General features: G+C 66.8%; 14 protein-coding genes. 9 read left to right on the top strand and 5 right to left on the bottom strand.

Annotation, left to right across the window (positions count from 1 at the left end):
* The first annotated feature begins 27 nt into the window (after positions 1-27).
* Genes glgX through PT015_RS04505 form a run of 6 tightly spaced genes read left to right on the top strand, consistent with a single transcriptional unit; the run spans position 28 to position 7686 of the window.
* Positions 28-2205, top strand: a complete 2178-nt coding sequence (gene glgX, locus PT015_RS04530; RefSeq protein WP_285189107.1) for a glycogen debranching protein GlgX — start codon at positions 28-30, stop codon at positions 2203-2205.
* 3 nt (positions 2206-2208) lie between these two features.
* Positions 2209-4503 carry a malto-oligosyltrehalose synthase gene (gene treY / locus PT015_RS04525; RefSeq protein WP_285189105.1) on the top strand — a complete coding sequence of 765 codons (2295 nt, stop codon included), beginning with the start codon at positions 2209-2211 and terminating at the stop codon, positions 4501-4503.
* Positions 4496-6220 (top strand): malto-oligosyltrehalose trehalohydrolase, encoded by a 1725-nt coding sequence (gene treZ, locus PT015_RS04520; protein WP_285189103.1) that lies wholly within the window; start codon positions 4496-4498, stop codon positions 6218-6220. Before treY ends, treZ begins: the two co-directional genes overlap by 8 nt.
* A gap of 36 nt (positions 6221-6256) precedes the next feature.
* Complete coding sequence (locus tag PT015_RS04515) at positions 6257-6691, top strand: hypothetical protein (RefSeq protein ID WP_285189102.1); 435 nt, start codon at positions 6257-6259, stop codon at positions 6689-6691.
* Between the two features lie 27 nt (positions 6692-6718).
* Positions 6719-6952 (top strand): ribosomal L7/L12 family protein, encoded by a 234-nt coding sequence (locus tag PT015_RS04510; RefSeq protein WP_285189100.1) that lies wholly within the window; start codon positions 6719-6721, stop codon positions 6950-6952.
* A 53-nt stretch (positions 6953-7005) separates the two neighbouring features.
* Complete coding sequence (locus PT015_RS04505) at positions 7006-7686, top strand: GAF and ANTAR domain-containing protein (protein ID WP_390887930.1); 681 nt, start codon at positions 7006-7008, stop codon at positions 7684-7686.
* A gap of 1 nt (position 7687) precedes the next feature.
* Here PT015_RS04505 and ilvA read toward each other — a convergent pair whose 3' ends face one another.
* Genes ilvA through fadD11 form a run of 3 tightly spaced genes read right to left on the bottom strand, consistent with a single transcriptional unit; the run spans position 7688 to position 11275 of the window.
* Complete coding sequence (ilvA, locus tag PT015_RS04500) at positions 7688-8977, bottom strand: threonine ammonia-lyase (RefSeq protein WP_285189098.1); 1290 nt, start codon at positions 8975-8977, stop codon at positions 7688-7690.
* A gap of 28 nt (positions 8978-9005) precedes the next feature.
* Positions 9006-9443 (bottom strand): nitroreductase family deazaflavin-dependent oxidoreductase, encoded by a 438-nt coding sequence (locus PT015_RS04495; protein ID WP_285189097.1) that lies wholly within the window; start codon positions 9441-9443, stop codon positions 9006-9008.
* A gap of 20 nt (positions 9444-9463) precedes the next feature.
* Positions 9464-11275 carry a fatty acid--CoA ligase FadD11 gene (gene fadD11, locus PT015_RS04490; RefSeq protein ID WP_285190921.1) on the bottom strand — a complete coding sequence of 604 codons (1812 nt, stop codon included), beginning with the start codon at positions 11273-11275 and terminating at the stop codon, positions 9464-9466.
* Between the two features lie 55 nt (positions 11276-11330).
* On the opposite strand from fadD11, the gene PT015_RS04485 reads away from it, so the two are divergent.
* Positions 11331-12152 carry a class I SAM-dependent methyltransferase gene (locus tag PT015_RS04485; RefSeq protein WP_285189096.1) on the top strand — a complete coding sequence of 274 codons (822 nt, stop codon included), beginning with the start codon at positions 11331-11333 and terminating at the stop codon, positions 12150-12152.
* Between the two features lie 13 nt (positions 12153-12165).
* On the opposite strand, the gene PT015_RS04480 is transcribed toward PT015_RS04485, so the two are convergent.
* Entirely contained in the window at positions 12166-12567 is a 402-nt protein-coding gene (locus PT015_RS04480; RefSeq protein ID WP_285189095.1) for a MerR family transcriptional regulator, read from the bottom strand.
* Positions 12568-12626: 59 nt separating this feature from the next.
* Here PT015_RS04480 and PT015_RS04475 point away from each other — a divergent pair, with 59 nt between their 5' ends.
* Both PT015_RS04475 and PT015_RS04470 read left to right on the top strand, forming a co-directional pair.
* Entirely contained in the window at positions 12627-13073 is a 447-nt protein-coding gene (locus tag PT015_RS04475; RefSeq protein ID WP_285189094.1) for a PPOX class F420-dependent oxidoreductase, read from the top strand.
* A complete protein-coding gene (locus tag PT015_RS04470) occupies positions 13066-14034 on the top strand; it encodes an MBL fold metallo-hydrolase (protein WP_285189093.1) in 969 nt (322 codons plus the stop codon). Before PT015_RS04475 ends, PT015_RS04470 begins: the two co-directional genes overlap by 8 nt.
* 35 nt (positions 14035-14069) lie before the next feature.
* On the opposite strand, the gene dnaE is transcribed toward PT015_RS04470, so the two are convergent.
* Positions 14070-17612 carry a DNA polymerase III subunit alpha gene (gene dnaE / locus PT015_RS04465; protein WP_285189092.1) on the bottom strand — a complete coding sequence of 1181 codons (3543 nt, stop codon included), beginning with the start codon at positions 17610-17612 and terminating at the stop codon, positions 14070-14072.
* Between the last annotated feature and the right edge of the window lie 63 nt (positions 17613-17675).

Raw genomic sequence — 17675 nt, 5'->3', positions numbered from 1 at the left:
CGATCGCAGCGCCACTAAGGTCGAGTGATGCCCCCGCCAGACCCGACCGGTAGCGCCGCAGGCCCGCCACCACTAGCCACCGTCTGGCCAGGACACAGCTATCCGTTGGGCGCCAACTACGACGGCACCGGCACCAACTTCGCGCTGTTCTCCGAAATCGCAGAGAAGGTCGAGCTGTGCCTGATCGACGACGCCGGGCAGGAGACCCGCGTGCGCCTCGACGAGGTCGACGGCTACGTCTGGCATGCCTACCTGCCGGACGTCACTCCGGGTCAGCGCTACGGCTTTCGCGTCCACGGCCCGTTCGACCCGGCGGCGGGCCATCGCTGCGATGCGAGCAAGCTTCTCCTCGACCCGTACGGCAAATGCTTCGACGGCGAGTTCAAGTTCGGCCAGGCGTTGTTCTCCTACGACTTGGCGGTCGCGGAGGAAGACCCTGCCGAGACCGGCACGCCGCCCCGGACCGACTCGCTCGGCCACACGATGACCAGCGTCGTGATCAACCCGTACTTCGACTGGGCCAACGACCGCGCTCCCCGCACCCCGTACCACGAGACGGTGATCTACGAGGCGCACGTCAAGGGGATGACCCAGAATCACCCCGCCATTCCAGAGGCGCAGCGCGGCACCTACGCGGGCCTGGGCCACCCGGCGATCATCGAGCACCTGAAGTCGTTGAACGTCACCGCAATCGAACTGATGCCGGTGCACCAATTTCTCCACGATCACCGTCTGGTCGATCTGGGACTGCGAAACTATTGGGGCTACAACACCTTTGGATTCTTCGCACCGCACAACCAGTACTCGGCCAACCGGCGCGCCCGCGGGGCGGTGACCGAATTCAAATCGATGGTGCGAGCGTTCCACGAGCAGGGCATCGAGGTGATCCTCGACGTCGTCTACAACCACACCGCCGAGGGCAACCAACTGGGTCCCACGATCAACTTTCGCGGCATCGACAACGCCGCCTACTACCGGCTGCTCGACGAGGATCTGCGTTTCTACAAGGATTTCACCGGAACCGGGAACAGCCTCAACGCGCGCAACCCGCACACCCTGCAGCTGATCATGGACTCGCTGCGCTACTGGGTGACCGAGATGCACGTCGACGGCTTCCGGTTCGACCTGGCCTCGACGTTGGCCCGCGAGTTCTACGACGTCGACCGGCTGAGCGCGTTTTTCGATTTGGTGCAACAGGATCCAATCGTCAGCCAGGTCAAGCTGATCGCCGAGCCGTGGGATATCGGCGAGGGCGGCTACCAGGTCGGCAACTTCCCCGGTTTGTGGACCGAGTGGAACGGGAAATACCGCGACACTGTGCGTGACTACTGGCGGGGCGAGCCCGCAACACTGGGCGAGTTCGCGTCCCGGCTCACCGGGTCGTCGGACCTGTATGAGGCGACCAGTCGGCGCCCGGGCGCCAGCATCAACTTCGTCACCGCGCACGACGGCTTCACCCTCAACGACCTGGTGTCGTACAACGAGAAGCACAACGAGGCCAACCACGAGGACAACCGGGACGGCGAGAGCCACAACCGATCCTGGAACTGCGGAGTCGAGGGACCAACCGACGACCCGGAGATCCTGACGCTACGCAGCCGCCAGATGCGCAACATCATGGCGACGCTGATGGTCAGCCAGGGCACGCCGATGATCGCGCACGGCGACGAGATCGGCCGAAGTCAGCGGGGCAACAACAACGTCTACTGCCAGGACTCCGAATTGTCCTGGATGGACTGGACTCTGACGGACACGAATCGCGACCAGCTCGAGTTCACCCGCAAAGTCACCGCGCTCCGTAAGAGCCACCCGGTCTTCCGTCGCCGCCGCTTCTTCGACGGCGAGCCGATCCGCAGCGGAGACGAGGTTCGCGACATCGCCTGGCTGACACCGGCCGGCAAGGAGATGCAGGCCCGGGACTGGGGCGGGGAGTTCGGCAAGAGCATCGCGGTGTTCCTCAACGGTGAGGCGATACCTGAACCCAATGCACGCGGCGAACGGGTCGTCGACGACTCGTTCCTGATGTGCTTCAACGCCCACGATCACGAGGTCGACTTCATCATTCCGCCTGACGATTACGCGACCGAATGGACCGCGGTGCTGGACACCACGGATACCACCGGATCGGTCACGCTGGTCGTCAACTCCGGCGATGAGGTCTCGCTGCCGCAGCGCGCGCTCCTCGTGTTCCGTAAGACCAAGTAACGCATGGCATTTCCGGTTCTTTCCACCTATCGGCTACAGCTGCGCGGGACGGCGAGCGGCTTCGGATTCACCTTCGCCGACGCCGAGAACCTGCTGGACTACCTCGACGACCTCGGGGTCTCGCATCTGTACCTGTCGCCGATCCTGACACCGGTCGCCGGATCGGCACACGGCTACGACGTGGCCGACCCGACCACGGTGTCCGCCGAACTGGGTGGCTCCGACGGGCTGGCGCGATTGTCCGCGGCGGCGCGGGCCCGCGGCCTCGGCCTGATCGTCGACATCGTGCCCAACCACGTGGGCGTCGACAAGCCCGAGCAGAACCGGTGGTGGTGGGACGTCTTGCGGCACGGCCGGTCCTCGGCGTACGCGTCCTACTTCGACATCGACTGGGAGCTGGGCGACGGTCGGATCCTGTTGCCGCTCCTGGGTTCCGACGACGATGCCGCCGACCTCACCGTCGACGGCGACCTACTGCGACTCGGCGACCTGGCACTGCCGATCGCCCCGGGCACCGGCGAGGGCACCGGGCCGCAGGTGCACGCCCGTCAGCACTACCGGCTGATCGGCTGGCGCAACGGAGTCGTCGGCTATCGCCGGTTCTTCTCGATCACGTCGCTAGCCGGGCTGCGCCAGGAAGACCGGGCGGTGTTCGACGCCAGCCACGTCGAGGTGGCGCGCTGGTTCGCCGGCGGACTCGTCGACGGCGTGCGCATCGACCATCCCGACGGATTGGCGGATCCGACCGGCTACCTGCGCTGGCTACGCGAGCTGACCGGACCGGGCGCCTGGATCGTGATCGAGAAGATCCTCGCCGTCGACGAGCCGCTCGACCCATCGCTGCCGGTGGCCGGTACCACCGGATACGACGCCCTGCGCGAGGTCGGCGGGGTGTTCGTGGATCCCGTTGGGGCGCAGGCATTGACCGAACTGTTCGGGTCGGCCGAAATCGACGAGCGGGACCTGTCGGCGGCCGACCTGAAGGTCGCCGCGGCCACCGAGACGCTGGCCAGCGAACTGAGCCGGCTGCGGCGCTGCATCGTGACCGCCGCCGGCGCCGACCATCCGCTGCTGCCCGACGCGGTCGCGGCGCTGTTGACGCACATCGACGTCTACCGCAGCGACTACCTGGGTCTCGCGGCGGTGCTGCCGACCGCTCTGGCCGCAACTCTCTCCGCCGCACCGGAGTTCGACGTACCGCTGCAGCTGATCGCCGCGGCGGTGGCCGCCCACGGCGGCGAGGCTGCGACGCGGCTTCAGCAACTATGCGGCGCCGTGACGGCGAAGGCCGTCGAGGACTGCCTCTTCTACCGCGACGCGCGGCTGGTGTCGTTGAACGAGGTGGGCGGGGAGCCAGCGGATTTCGGTGTCGGCCTGGCCGAATTCCACTCCCGCGCCGCCACCCGGGCCCGGCTGTGGCCACAGGCCATGACGGCGTTGTCCACCCACGACACCAAGCGCGGCGAAGATGTGCGCGCCCGGATCGGCGTGCTGTCGCAAGTGCCGTCGCTGTGGGCCGAGTTCGTCGCCCGTTGGGAGGTCGAGACGCCCTCCCCCGATCCGGCGACCGGATTGTTTCTTTGGCAGAACATCTTCGGTGTCTGGCCGGCCGACGGCGAGGTCACCGGCGAACTGCGCGACCGGCTGCACGCCTACGCGGAGAAGGCGATTCGCGAGGCCGCCCGGCGCACGTCATGGAACGACCCGGACACCGAGTTCGAGGACGCGGTGCACCGCTGGCTGGATGCGGTACTGGACAGCCCGATCGCGCGCGAACTAACCACATTGGTGGTGCGATTGCAACCACACGCGGACAACGATGCGTTGGGACAGAAACTGGTGGCGCTGACCGCACCCGGCATCCCGGACGTGTATCAAGGCACGGAACTGTGGGACGACAGCCTGGTCGATCCCGACAACCGGCGGGCCGTCGATTACGACGCCCGGCGCGCGGCGTTGACAGCCAAGCGGCACAACAAGATTCGCGTGGTTCAGTCCGCATTGCGGTTGCGTCGCGCGCACCCGGACACGTTTCTGCGCGGTGGCCATCACCCGGTGCCGGCGTCCGGGGCGGGCGCCGACCATGTGGTGGCTTTCAGGCGTGGCGACGACGTGCTGGTCGCGGCGACTCGCTGGACGGTGCGGCTCGAGCAGACCGGCTGGGGCGACACCACTCTCAGACTGCCCGATGGATCGTGGCGCAATGCGCTGACCGGCGTGACGGTCACCGGGGCGGTGCCGGCCATCGAGTTGTTCGCCGATTTGCCCGTCGTCCTTTTGGAGCGCGTTGATGCCTGAATTCGCCGTCTGGGCACCGAAACCCGACACCGTGCGCCTCGAGGTCGACGGCACGGTGACGCCGATGAACCGCGGCGACGACGGCTGGTGGCGGGCCACGGTCGATGCGCGACCGGACGCCCGCTACGGGTTCCTGCTCGACGACGACCAGACGCTGCTGCCCGACCCGCGGTCCCCCCGCCAGCCCGATGGTGTGCACCGCGCCTCGCAGTTGTGGGAGCGTCCAGAGCCGGACGACACCGGCTGGGGCGGCCGCTCAGTGCAGGGTGCGGTGATCTACGAGCTGCACATCGGAACCTTCACCCCGGCAGGGACATTCGACGCCGCCGTCGACAAGCTGGACCACCTGGTCGACCTCGGCGTCGACTTCGTCGAGGTGATGCCGGTCAACGCGTACTCCGGCACACACGGCTGGGGATACGACGGCGTGCTCTGGTACGCCGTGCACGAACCCTATGGCGGCCCAGCCGGATTGGTCCGTTTCATCGACGCCTGCCACCGACGCGGTCTCGGCGTCCTGATCGATGCGGTGTTCAACCATCTCGGACCGTCGGGCAACTACCTGCCACGTTTTGGGCCATACCTGTCGTCGGCGAGCAACCCCTGGGGCGAGGGCATCAACATCGCCGACGCGCAGTCCGACGAGGTGCGCCGCTACATCATCGACTGCGCGCTGCGGTGGATGCGCGACTTCGGCGCCGACGGCCTGCGATTGGACGCCGTGCATGCGCTGTTCGACACCACGGCGATCCACATCCTCGAGGAGTTGGCCGCCGACACCGATGCGCTCGCCGAGCAGCTCGGCAGGCCCCTTTCGCTGATCGCCGAGAGCGATCTCAACGACCCGCGCATGATCACCCCACGCTCGGACCACGGCCAGGGCATGACGGCGCAGTGGGACGACGACATCCACCACGCCATCCACACCGCTGTCTCCGGGGAACGCCAAGGCTATTACGCCGATTTCGGCTCGCTGGAGACCCTGGCGAAGACGTTGCGCCGGGCCTTCTTCCACGCCGCCACCTACTCGTCGTTCCGACAGCGGCGCCACGGGCGGCCCCTGGACACCGCCACCATCCCGGCCACCCGACTCCTGGCGTACACGTGCACCCACGACCAGGTCGGCAATCGCGCGCTCGGCGACCGGCCGTCGCAGAACCTGACCTATGGGCAACTCGCGGTCAAGGCGGCCCTGGTGCTCGCATCGCCCTATACTGCAATGCTTTTCATGGGTGAGGAATGGGGCGCGTCGACACCATTCCAGTTCTTCAGCTCGCACCCCGAACCGGAGTTGGCCCGCGCCACCGCCGAGGGTCGCAAGCGGGAGTTCGCCGACCACGGCTGGGACGCCGACGAGATACCCGACCCGCAGGACCCGCAGACATTCCAGCGCTCGAAGCTGGACTGGTCCGAGGTCGGCACCGGCGAGCATGCGACATTGCTCCGGATCTATCGCGACCTGATTGCGTTGCGGCGCAACGAGAGTGATCTCCGGGATCAGTGGCTGGACAATATGACCGTCGACTACGACGAAGACGAGCGCTGGATCGCGCTGGGGCGCGGATCACTGACGGTGGCCTGCAACCTCGCCGTCGACCCGCTGACCGTGCCGTTCTACGGAGACCTGATGCTCAGCTCCGCGCCGGTAAACGTCGGCACGGCGAGCACCACGCTGCCGGCACACTCCTTCGCGATCCTGCGGGCTGTGGATAACTGACTACCGGGTCCGTCCGGGGCGTCTCATGCTGCCCGGATGACCCATACGACCCGTTCCGAAGTACAACCGATCCCGCCCATCCAGACCGCCTGCGACCCGGTGCATTCGGCTCAGGATCTGCGCGAGCGATGGCGTGCACTGATGGGCCCGTTGGGCTTTGGCACCCGACTGCTGTGGTTCGGCCTGATCGGACCGGACCGCTGCTTCGACAAGAAGCTCTGTCAGGTGCCGATCCGGCCCCGGCCGCGCGGCCGGATCGTCTGGAACCTGATGTCGTCGCTGCGCACGCTGCTCGACGATTCCGCCCCGGGCACCACGGTGGCCATGCTGATGTCCGGACCGGGCCGCGGTCCCGCGTCGACGATCGAGCTGGTGTGGTCCAAGTCGTTGACCGACATGGCCGAACGATTCGCCGTACCGCTGGAGCCGATCTTTCGCGCCAATGACGAATCGGTCGCCCTGCTGGGATAGTCGACCCGCATCGGGTAGCTTTCGCGCATGAGCGACGTTGACGAGGGCGCCAGGGCCCGGCTGGATTACATCGAGAAGCAGCTGCAGATCCTGTTTCCCGAGGGCTACGTGCCGTTCGCCGCGGCGAACTCCGCCGGGATGCCGCAGTCGGTGGTCGACCTCGCCCGGCGCGGGAATCTGATCGCCGCGATCAAGGAGTACCGCACGCTGACCGGCGTCGGGCTGGCCGAGGCCAAAGAGGCTGTCGAAGCCATCCGCTGAGGTAGCCGCGCCGCGGTGTGTATTTCAGCGGTGATGCGGGAACACGGCGCAATATGCCCTCGATACCGGCCCACGATTTGGCGCAGCGCATGGCCGAGTTGGCTCGTTCGGTGGCGGCTCCGCGTGATCTCGACACCGTGCTCAAGGGCGTGACGACCACGACCGTCGAGCTGCTGGAAGGTGCCGCCACAGCGGGTGTTCTGCTGGTCTCCAAGGGCGGCAAGTTCGAGTCCCTGTCCGGGACGTCCGACCTGATCTACGAGGTGGACCGGCTGCAGGAAAAACACAACGCCGGCCCGTGCGTCGAGGCCGCCCTTGACGAATTGGTGGTCCGCACCGACGATTTCGAACACGAGACGCGCTGGCCGCAGTACTCCCGGGAAGTAGTGAAACTCGGTGTGCGCAGCAGCATTTCGTTCAAGCTGTACACCGGTGACCGGACCGCGGGCGCGCTGAACGTGTTCTCTGGCGAGCCGCGATGCTTCGATGCCGAGTCCGAGGTGATCGGCTCGATCCTCGCGGCGCACGCCGCTGCGGCGATTCTTGCCAGCCGCGACAGCCAGCAACTGCAGGCCGCCCTGCTCAGCCGCGACATCATCGGCCAGGCGAAGGGAATGCTGATGGAGCGCTTCCAGGTCGACGCCGTCGGCGCGTTCGACATGCTGCGCAAGCTGTCGCAACAGATGAATGTGCGGCTGCACGAGGTCGCTCAGCGGGTCGTCGACACCCGCTGAGCTACAACAGGTAGCGGTAGGCCGGCGAGCCCGGCTCGATGGCCTCGATCTGCATTTCGGTAGCCCGCATGCGATCCAGCAGCCCGTCCAGATCCGCGGCCGAGCCCAATTCGATGCCGACCAGCGCCTCGCCGGTCTCGCGGTTGTTGCGCTTGACGTATTCGAAGAGCGTGACGTCGTCGTTGGGGCCGAGCACGCTGTCCAGGAACCGTCGCAGCGCGCCCGGCTCCTGCGGGAAGTCAACAAGGAAGTAGTGCTTGAGCCCGAGGTGGACCAGCGACCGCTCGAGGATCTCGCCGTAACGCGAGACATCGTTATTGCCACCGGAGACCAGGCAGACCACCGTGGATCCCGGCTCGATGTCGGCCTCCAACAGACCGGCGACCGCGAGTGCTCCGGCGGGCTCGGCGATGATGCCTTCGTTCTGATACAGGTCGAGCATCGCGGTGCACACCGCGCCCTCGTCGACGGTGGTGATCGAGACCATGTTGCCGGCTGCCGCCAGCGCGGCGTAGGTCAGCGCGCCGGCGCGACTCACCGCGGCGCCGTCGACGAACTGGTCGACGTGTTCGAGGGTGACCGGGGCGCCGTTGGCCAGGGCGGCCATCATCGCGGCCGCTCCCGCCGGCTCGATGCCGAGCACCGAGGTCTTGCTGGTCCGCGCGGCGAGGTAGGTGGTGATGCCGGCGATGCAACCGCCGCCCCCAACGGGCACAACCACCAGGTCCGGTTCGTCGGTCAGTGCGCCGAGCATCTCGACGGCGATGGTGCCCTGCCCGGCCATCGTGCGCGGGTCGTCGAACGGCGGCACCAGCGTCGCGCCGGTGCGCGCGACGTCGGCGAGTGCGGCCTCGGCGGCCAAGTCGTAGGTCGACCCACCGACGATCAGCTCGATGAACTCGCCGCCGTGATACCGGATGCGGTCGCGCTTCTGCTTGGGTGTCTTGGCCGGCACGTAGACGCGGCCGCGAACGCCCAGAGTGCGGCAGGCGTAGGCGAAGCCCTGTGCGTGGTTACCGGCCGACGAACATACAACGCCGGCTGCGCGCTCCGCTTCGGACAGCTGGACCAGCAGGTTGTAGGCGCCGCGCAGCTTGTAGGAGCGGACGGTCTGAAGGTCTTCGCGCTTGAGGTAGACGTTCGCCCCGGTCGTCGCGGACAACCGGTCGGAAAATTGCAGCGGCGTGGCGGTGACCACGCCGGCGATTCGGGTGGCCGCCGCGTCGATCTCGGCCGCGGTGAGCGGACCGTTACCCCGGGTGTCCGGGCTTTGACTCAGTTCGGCAGACACCGGTCAATGGTGCCACCAAGCAGCACGTTCAGTGCACAGGGGTCAGCACAAAGACCGGGATTTGTCGCTCGGTCTTCTGCTGATAGTCCGCGTAGTCGGGGTATGCGGCCACAGCTCGCTCCCACCAGACGGCCTTTTCGTCGCCGAACACCTCGCGGGCGTCGTAGTCGTGCACCTCGGTGCCGTCCTGCAGTTCGACGCGCGGGTTCTTGGAGATGTTGAAGTACCAGACCGGGTGCTTCGGCGCCCCACCCAGCGACGCCACGGCGGCGTACTCGCCGTCGTGCTCGACGCGCATCAGCGGTGTCTTGCGGAGCTTGCCGGTCTTGGCGCCGACCGTGGTCAGCAGGATGACCGGCATGCCCTTCATGTCGGTGCCGTCGGTACCGCCGGACTCGGCGATCTTGTCGGCTTGTTCGCGGGACCAGTCCCACGGGGACGGGGCGTATTCACCTTCGAGTGGCATGCCCCCACCCTAGTTCGGTTTCAGGCCGGCTGCGCCGACGATGCCTGTGTGGGCTCGAGGATCGCCGAGCCCGGTTCCGCGGCGTACAGCTCCTCGATCTCCGCGGCGTACTTCGTCGCGATCGGCTTGCGCTTCAGCTTCATCGTCAGCGTGATCTCGTCTCCCCCCGGCTCCCACAGGTTGGGCAGCACGCGGAAACGCTTGATCTGCTCGACTCGGGACAGCCTTTCGTTACCCGCAGCCACTCCCGCCGAAATCTGGGCGAGCATCTCGGGGTGCGTCGCGAGTGATTCGGGCGAAGCGTCGGCCAGGCCGTGCCGTTCCGCGTACGGGCCAACGGAATCGGCATCGAAGACCAGCAACGCCGTGTTGTAGGGGCGGCCGTCCCCGATCGTCAGCATCGCCCCGATCATCGGGCAGGCGGCCTTGATCGCATTTTCGATGTTGGCCGGCGACATGTTCTTGCCGCCCGCGTTGATGATCAGCTCCTTCTTGCGGTCGATGACCCGCAGGAAGCCGTCGGCGTCCTCGTCCAAGATGTCGCCGGTGTGCAGCCAGCCGTCGGCGTCGACCGCTTCGGCCGTCTTTTCCGGCTCCTTGCGATAGCCCCTCATCACCAGCGGCCCGCGTACCAGATACTCGCCATCCTCGGCGATCTTCGACTCCAGCCCGGGCAGCAGCCGGCCCACCGAACCCAGCCGGGCCTCGCGCGGATGGCTCACGCTCGCAACACAACTCAGCTCTGACATGCCCCAGACTTCGGCAATCGGGATGCCGATACCGATGAAGAAAGCCAGCGTCTCCCGGGGAATGGGCGCCGCGCCGGAGACCGCCCACCGCAACTGGTCGAGCCCCAGCTTCTCGCGCAACTTCGACAACACCAGTTCGTCGGCTTGCGCCCATTCGGCGGCCACGTCGTCGGCCATCGATTGGTCGGCGACGAGCGCCGCCGCACGCTTGGCCGCGACCGACATGGCCCATTGCAGCGCCGCCCGCTTGTTCTCGTCGGGCTCGTGAGCGACGGCGAATTCGATTCCGGCTTTGAGCTTTTCCCAGACTCGCGGCACGGCGGCCCAGATGCTGGGCCGGGCATCCGGCAGTGCGGCCGCGATCTCGCGGACGTCGGACACCACCGTGACGAGAATCCCGTACATCTCCTGGTTGTAGAGCGCCATCATGCGGTCGGCAATGTGCGCCGACGGCAGATAGGAGGTCGTGCGGTCGTCCGGGTTGACATCCACGACGGCGCTGAGTGCCTCCGCCTCGAACATCAGGTTGGCGTGCGTCATCTCGACACCCTTGGGATTGCCGGTTGTCCCGGACGTGTAGATCAGGGTGATCACGTCATCCGGTTGCACTGCGCGCCAAGTCGATTCGAAATCGAAGTCGTCGGGGGCGGCGGCGTACAGCTCGTCCAGCGAGATGGTCCCCTCCGGTGCGCCGTCGATGCAGACAATGTGGTCGAGGCGGGCATCGCTCGCCTTGATCCGGTCGACGTACTGCTGTTCGCAGATCACCACTTTGGTGTCGGCGTTGCCGAAAACATACGTGAGTTGCTCGGCGGGCAACGTGTTGTAGACCGAGAACGACGTGGCACCGAGATGCTGTGCGCCGACCTCCAGCGGATAGAACTCGACGCGGTTGGTCATCATCAGCGACACCGTGTCGCCCCGGCGGACGCCGATCCCGGCCAGTCCCGCTGCGACCCGGCGGACGCCGTCGGCGTACTCCCGCCAGGTCAGCGTTGTGGTGTTGCCGGGAGTGCGCAGCGCCACCGCGTCCGGGTTGGCGGCCGCGGACCGCTGAAATGCTTCACACATGGTGGCGGGCATATCGAGATGGGAATCGGTCACTCAGCCGAGGTTAGTCCCGGAGTAGGTTGCCGGTATGGGAATTGCGATCACCGGCTTGACGCCCGTCGAGCGGACCGCGTTCGTCACCCAGTACGCCCGCGCGGTCGACAGCCGTTGGGCCAGGCCGATACTCGGTGATCGGCTGGCCGACGAGATCGTCGCAAAGATCGACTTCGACTTCGACGGCCTGGGCGTACCGGGCAGTGCGATCCGCCAGACGGCGTTGCGCGCGAAAATCCTCGACGACCGGATCCGCGACTTCGTCGCCGAGCATCCTGACGCCGTTGTCGTCGACCTCGGCGCGGGCCTGGCGACGCCGATGCAACGCGTCACGCCGCCGCCCACGGTGGACTGGTACAACGTGGACCTGCCCGCCATCATCGCGCTGCGTGAGCAGGTGGTGCCCGCCGACAATCACGCGCATTCAGTGGCGGCGTCGCTGGCCGACGACACGTGGACCGACGGGATTCCCGCCGATCGGCCGGCGTTCCTGATCGCCGACGGCCTGCTGGCGTTTGTTCCAGAGTCGTTGCTGGTCAACCTGTTCCGCCATATTCCGGAACATTTCGGGTCCGGTGAAGTGGCGATCAACGACTATGGGCGGGTCAGCCCGGTCAACATCGCCGCGATGAAGATCGGGTTCAGCGCGGTCGGAACCCAATGGATCTACCGGGGTTTCAACGATCCGCACACCCCGGAGACCTGGAGTCCGCGGCTACGCCTCGTCGAGGAGACCAGCCTGTCGCACGTGCCGGAGATTGATCTCTACCCGACCGCGGCCCGCGTGTCGACCCGGCTGATGGGCAGGACCAAGTCGGGCGCCCGCAGCGCGCGCATCCTGCGCTACCGTTTCTGAAAGACGCTGCGGTCTAAGCAGATTCGGCTGTCGGCTGCGGCGGGTGAATGCCGCAGCTGCACTCGTCGATCGACCGGCAGGTGCAGCGCATCCCCCACTCGATGACGGCCCGCGCGCGGGTCAACGAGTCGATGCGCTCATCGATCTCCACCAGCTTGGCCTCGGCGAGGGCCTTACTGGCCGGTCGCCCGGGCGCATCGTCGGCGAACAGCACCTGGATCTCGTCCAGCGTGAACCCGGCCGCTTTGCACAGCCCGATCACCTCGAGGCGGGCCAGCACCGAATCGTCGTAGCGCCGCTGTCCACCGATCCGTGTCGGCACCGGCACCAACCCGATCTGTTCGTAATAGCGCAGCGTGGTGGCCGCGACGCCCGTTTCCACGGCCACCCCGCCGATCGTCAATCCTGCGGCCACGACGACCTCCACATCTTAATGCTTGACTTAGAGCCAACTCTAAGTCATTGACTGTCGCCATGCATAGATCCGATCCACTCAAGACCGCCCGCTACGCCCGACTGCGTTCCTTCCGTCGCGACGGCAGGCCCGTCGACACCCCGATCTGGTTCGCGATGGAAGACGGGCAGGTGGTGTTCCGCACCAAGGTCGGCCCGAATACCCGGCGGCTCACCTACCGTCCCGACGTCGAACTCGTCGCGTGTGATCACCGTGGCCGGGTGCGCGCCGGCGCGGCGACGTGGGCCGGACGCGCGACGATCCTGTCCGGTCCGCAGGCGGAGCAGGCCAACCGCGTACTGCACCGGCGCTACGGCTGGCAGTGGAACATCGTGCCGATGATCAAGGTGCCCGGCGTCACCAACGTCCACCGCGATCTCTGCTTCGGCGAAAAGCTGCGGCGGACTCGCGACCGGGGAGTCTGGTCCGACAGCGTCATCGTCCGGGTGGAGGCGTCCCATGTCTGATCCGGTGCGCTCCCCCAGCTTTCGCCAATGCTGCTCGGCTGCAGTCGGATTGGTCCGGGGATCGCTGCGGCCACGCCGGCCCGACGAGCGCTTCATCCGCAGCGTGGTCGACACGGGGCTGCCGACCCCCGGCGCGACCGTCACCGTGAGGGCGCTGCCGCAGGTGCCGCACTCGGTGCCCACCGCGGCGATCGTCGAGGGCACCTTCTCGCCCCAGCGCATAGACAACGCGATGACGTCGTTCGTGGTGACACACCCGGAGGCGACATTCGTCGTGGATCCCGCAATCTGTGTGGATGTCGAGGAGCGGGCGATCGCTCAACTGCCGGCGGTGCTGCGGGTGGCAGTGCACCCGCCCGCGGATGTCATTCCGACCATCGCCGGCCTGGCCCAGTCAGGGCTGCCGCCAATCGATTTCGCGCTGCCGACGCACGCGCACTGGGACCACATCTCCGGCCTGCTCGACTTCCCCGGCCTGCCCGTTTACCTGCATCGCGCCGAACACGACTGGGTGAGCGCAGGGCCGGTCGCGCCGGTCGGCGGTGTCCGCGACTCGCTGCGCGACCGCCCGCTGATCGACTATGAGTTGGACGGGCCACCCGTGTCGACATTCACCCGATCACACGACCTGTTCGGCGACGGCTCGGTGATCCTGGTCGACCTGCAGGGGCACACCCCCGGCAGCATCGGCGTGCTCGCGCACAGCCAGCACGGATGGATCCTCATCGCCGGCGACGCCGCTTGGCACGAACTGCAGGTCGAGAACGTGCGGCAAAAGTCTGGCTACCCCGGCGTTCTGGTCGACGAGGACCGCGACGAGACGTTCAAGACATTGCAACGACTGCACCTTGCACGGCACACGGTGCGGGTCATCCCGACCCACGACCATCAGGCGGCGTTGCGGCTGGCTAGTCGCCGAGCGCCCGGCGGGCGGGGGGACGAGCGCCGGGTTCCCGGCTAGCCGGGCGCTCGACGTCGGGCTGGCGCTGCGGCTGGCTAGCCGCCCAGGCAGCCCGGGCCGAGCAACGCCTTGAGATCACCCATCAGCGCCGGGGACATCGTCACCCGCAGCGTCTGGTCCAGCTCCAGCGTGGTGACCCGGTCGCCGCTGAGCAGTCGCAGGTGCACCTGCGAGGTGCCCGGGTGTTGCGAGAGCACCTGTTTGAGCGCGGTGACCTTGTCGATAGTGCATTGGCGGGTCGGCAGGCTCACCGCGAGCGGCCGATTCACCTGTGCGTTGCTGAAGTCCGGCACCACCAGGTCGTTGGCGATCAGCGAAATCCGGTCGTCGCGGATCGCGACCTTGGCGGTCACCAGCACGACCGTGTCGTCGATGACGTCGGCGCCGAACGCGGAATAGGTGTGCGGGAAGAACATCACCTCGATGCCACCGGTAAGGTCTTCCAATTGCGCTGAGGCCCAGGGCATTCCGTTCTTGTTCACCCGCCGGTTCACCGATGCGAGGATGCCGCCGACCTTCACCATGGTGTCGTTGCCGACATCGCCGTCCAGGATTGCCGGGATCGCGGTGTCGACCTGGGTGGCCAATAGATGCGCGACACCATTGAGCGGATGCCCGGACACGTACAGTCCCAACATCTCTCGCTCGAGGGCGAGCTTGTGCTTGTCGTCCCACTCCTCGTCGGGCACCCGAATCGTGAACACCGCGTCGGCGCCCGCTCCCCCGTCATTAGGGTCGCCGCCGAAGAGGTCGAACTGCCCCATCGCCTCGGCCTTCTTGGTGCCGAGCACCGACTCGACCGCGTCGGTGTGCACCAGGAACAGGCCCTTGCGTGGATGCTTGAGCGAGTCGAAGGCACCCGCCTTGATCAGCGACTCGGTGACCTTCTTGTTGCACGCCGCGATGTCGACCTTGTTGAGGTAGTCGGAGAAGTCGGTGTACTTGCCCTTCTCTTCACGGGTATTGATCAGCGAGGCAACGACATTGGCGCCGACGTTGCGCACCGCGCCCAGTCCGTAGCGGATGTCGGTGCCGACGGAAGCGAAGTTCAGCCGCGACTCGTTGACGTCCGGCGGCAGCACGGTGATGCCGAGCTTGCGGCAGTCGGCCAGATACACCGCCGCCTTGTCCTTGTCGTCGCCGACGGAGGTGAGCAGACCGGCCATGTATTCGCCCGGGTAGTTCGCCTTGAGGTAGGCCGTCCAGTAGGACACCAGGCCGTACCCGGCAGCGTGCGACTTGTTGAACGCGTAGTCGGCGAACGGCAGGATGGTGTCCCACAGCGCCTTGACGGCCTTGGCCGTAAATCCGTTGGCCGCCATGCCTTCCGAAAAGCCCTCGAACTCCTTTTCCAAGACCTCGCGCTTCTTCTTACCCATCGCCTTACGCAGAATGTCTGCTCGGGCGAGGGAATACCCGGCGACTTTCTGCGCGATGCGCATGATCTGCTCCTGATACACGATCAGGCCGTAGGTCTCGGCGAGGATCTCGCGCAGCGGCTCCTCGAGCTCGGGGTGAATCGGCTTGATGGCCTGCCGGCCGTTCTTGCGGTCGGCATAGTCGTTGTGGGCGTTCATGCCCATCGGCCCGGGCCGGTACAGCGCCAACACCGCGACGATGTCTTCGAAGCCGGTCGGCTGCATGCGGCGCAGCAGATCGCGCATCGGCCCGCCGTCGAGCTGGAACACGCCCAGCGTCTCGCCGCGACCCAGCAGCTCGAAAGTGGCCGGGTCGTCGAGCGCTACCGACTCCAGGTCGAGGTCTATCCCCTGGTTCTCTTTGATGTTGACCAGCGCGTCGCCGATGATCGTCAGGTTGCGCAGCCCCAGGAAGTCCATCTTCAACAGGCCGATGGCCTCACACGACGGGTAGTCCCAGCCGGTGATGATCGCGCCGTCCTGCGCGCGCTTCCACAGCGGGATGACGTCGGTCAGCGGCTCGCTGCTCATGATCACCGCGCAGGCGTGCACGCCCGAGTTGCGGATCAGGCCTTCCAGTCCGCGGGCGGTTTGGTAGATCGTGCGGACGTCGGGATCGGTGTCGATCAGGCCGCGGATCTCCGCGGCCTCTTTGTAGCGCTCGTGGGTGGGGTCGGTGATGCCCGACAGCGGGATGTCCTTGGCCATGATCGCCGGCGGCAAGGCCTTGGTGATCCGGTCGGCGATCGCGAAGCCGGGCTGGCCGTAGTGGATCCGGGCCGAATCCTTCAGCGCCGCTTTGGTTTTGATCGTGCCGAAGGTGATGACCTGGGCGACCCGGTCGGAGCCCCACTTCTCGGCGGCGTAGCGCACCATCTCGCCGCGTCGGCGGTCGTCGAAGTCGATGTCGATATCGGGCATCGACGCGCGCTCGGGGTTGAGGAACCGCTCGAACAGCAGGCCGTGCTCGATCGGGTCGATGTCGGTGATGCCCAGCGTGTAGGCCACCAGAGATCCGGCGGCGGAACCACGGCCGGGGCCGACCCGGATGTCGACCGAGCGGGCGTAGTTGATCAGGTCGGCGACGATGAGGAAGTAGGACGGGAATCCCTTGTCGCAGATGACTTCGATCTCGTAGGCGGCGCGCTCGGAGTAGCCGTCCGGCGTCGCGGCCGGGAAGCGGCGCTTCAAACCGTTCTCGACCTCGTGGCGCAGCCAGGACGCCGGGTCGTGGCCCTCGGGCACCGGGAACACCGGCATCCGGTCCTTGGGCGCCCACACCTCGGCGTACGAGGTGACCCGTTCGGCGATCAGCAGGGTGGAGTCGCAGGCGCCGGGGACCTCGTTGTCCCAGATCTCGCGCATCTCGGCGGCCGACTTGAGGTAGTAGCCGTCACCGTCGAACTTGAACCGCGTCGGGTCGGTGAGCGTCTTGCCGGTCTGCACGCACAGCAGCGCCTCGTGGTTGTGCGCGGCGTCGCGGGTGACGTAGTGGCAGTCGTTGGTCGCCAGCGGCGGAATGTTCAGCGCGCGACCGATTTCCAGCAGCCCGTCGCGCACCCGGCGCTCGATGGACAGGCCGTGGTCCATCAGCTCCAGGAAGAAGTTCTCCGGGCCGAAGATCTCGCGCCACTTGGCCGCCGCTTCCAGCGCCTCGCGGTGGTGACCGAGCCGCAGCCGGGTCTGCACCTCGCCGGACGGGCAGCCGGTGGTCGCGATGATCCCGCTCGCGTGCTCGGCGATCAGTTCGGCGTCCATCCGCGACCACTTGCCGAGCTGGCCCTCGAACGACGCCAGCGACGACAGCTTGAACAGGTTGCGCAGGCCGGTGGCGTTCTCGGCCATCATCGTCATGTGGGTGTAGGAGCCGCTACCGGAGACGTCGTCGCTCTTCTGCCCCGGGTCACCCCACAGGATGCGCTTGGTCTCGAAGCGGGACGCCGGCGCGATGTAGGCCTCGATGCCGATGATCGGTGTGATGCCGAGCGCGGTGGCGCCGTTGTAGAACTCGCTGGCGCCGAACATGTTGCCGTGGTCGGTCATCCCGATCGCGGGCATCTGCAGCCGCTGCGCCTCGGCCAGCATGGGCGAGACCTTCGCGGCACCGTCCAACATCGAGTATTCGGTGTGGTTGTGCAGGTGCACGAACGACTTGCTCATAGGGACGCCAGTCTATGGCCGGACACCGACGAGTACGGGCGTGTCGCGGAAGTGTGTCGTGCC

It is taken from the genome of Candidatus Mycobacterium wuenschmannii (assembly GCF_030252325.1).
In the GTDB taxonomy this organism is placed as follows: Bacteria; Actinomycetota; Actinomycetes; order Mycobacteriales; family Mycobacteriaceae; genus Mycobacterium; species Mycobacterium wuenschmannii.
Note: the sequence above shows the minus strand (reverse complement) of the source record. Positions and strands in the feature narration are given on the sequence as shown.

What these genes read in the sequence shown, in the direction of transcription:
- dnaE (WP_285189092.1), bottom strand. Translation starts at nt 17,612, where the DNA reads ATGAGCAAGTCGTTCGTGCACCTGCACAACCACACCGAATACTCGATG.
- PT015_RS04470 (WP_285189093.1), top strand. Translation starts at nt 13,066, where the DNA reads ATGTCTGATCCGGTGCGCTCCCCCAGCTTTCGCCAATGCTGCTCGGCT.
- fadD11 (WP_285190921.1), bottom strand. Translation starts at nt 11,275, where the DNA reads ATGCCCGCCACCATGTGTGAAGCATTTCAGCGGTCCGCGGCCGCCAAC.
- PT015_RS04510 (WP_285189100.1), top strand. Translation starts at nt 6,719, where the DNA reads ATGAGCGACGTTGACGAGGGCGCCAGGGCCCGGCTGGATTACATCGAG.
- PT015_RS04515 (WP_285189102.1), top strand. Translation starts at nt 6,257, where the DNA reads ATGACCCATACGACCCGTTCCGAAGTACAACCGATCCCGCCCATCCAG.
- glgX (WP_285189107.1), top strand. Translation starts at nt 28, where the DNA reads ATGCCCCCGCCAGACCCGACCGGTAGCGCCGCAGGCCCGCCACCACTA.
- treZ (WP_285189103.1), top strand. Translation starts at nt 4,496, where the DNA reads ATGCCTGAATTCGCCGTCTGGGCACCGAAACCCGACACCGTGCGCCTC.
- treY (WP_285189105.1), top strand. Translation starts at nt 2,209, where the DNA reads ATGGCATTTCCGGTTCTTTCCACCTATCGGCTACAGCTGCGCGGGACG.
- PT015_RS04475 (WP_285189094.1), top strand. Translation starts at nt 12,627, where the DNA reads ATGCATAGATCCGATCCACTCAAGACCGCCCGCTACGCCCGACTGCGT.
- PT015_RS04485 (WP_285189096.1), top strand. Translation starts at nt 11,331, where the DNA reads ATGGGAATTGCGATCACCGGCTTGACGCCCGTCGAGCGGACCGCGTTC.
- PT015_RS04495 (WP_285189097.1), bottom strand. Translation starts at nt 9,443, where the DNA reads ATGCCACTCGAAGGTGAATACGCCCCGTCCCCGTGGGACTGGTCCCGC.
- PT015_RS04505 (WP_390887930.1), top strand. Translation starts at nt 7,006, where the DNA reads ATGCCCTCGATACCGGCCCACGATTTGGCGCAGCGCATGGCCGAGTTG.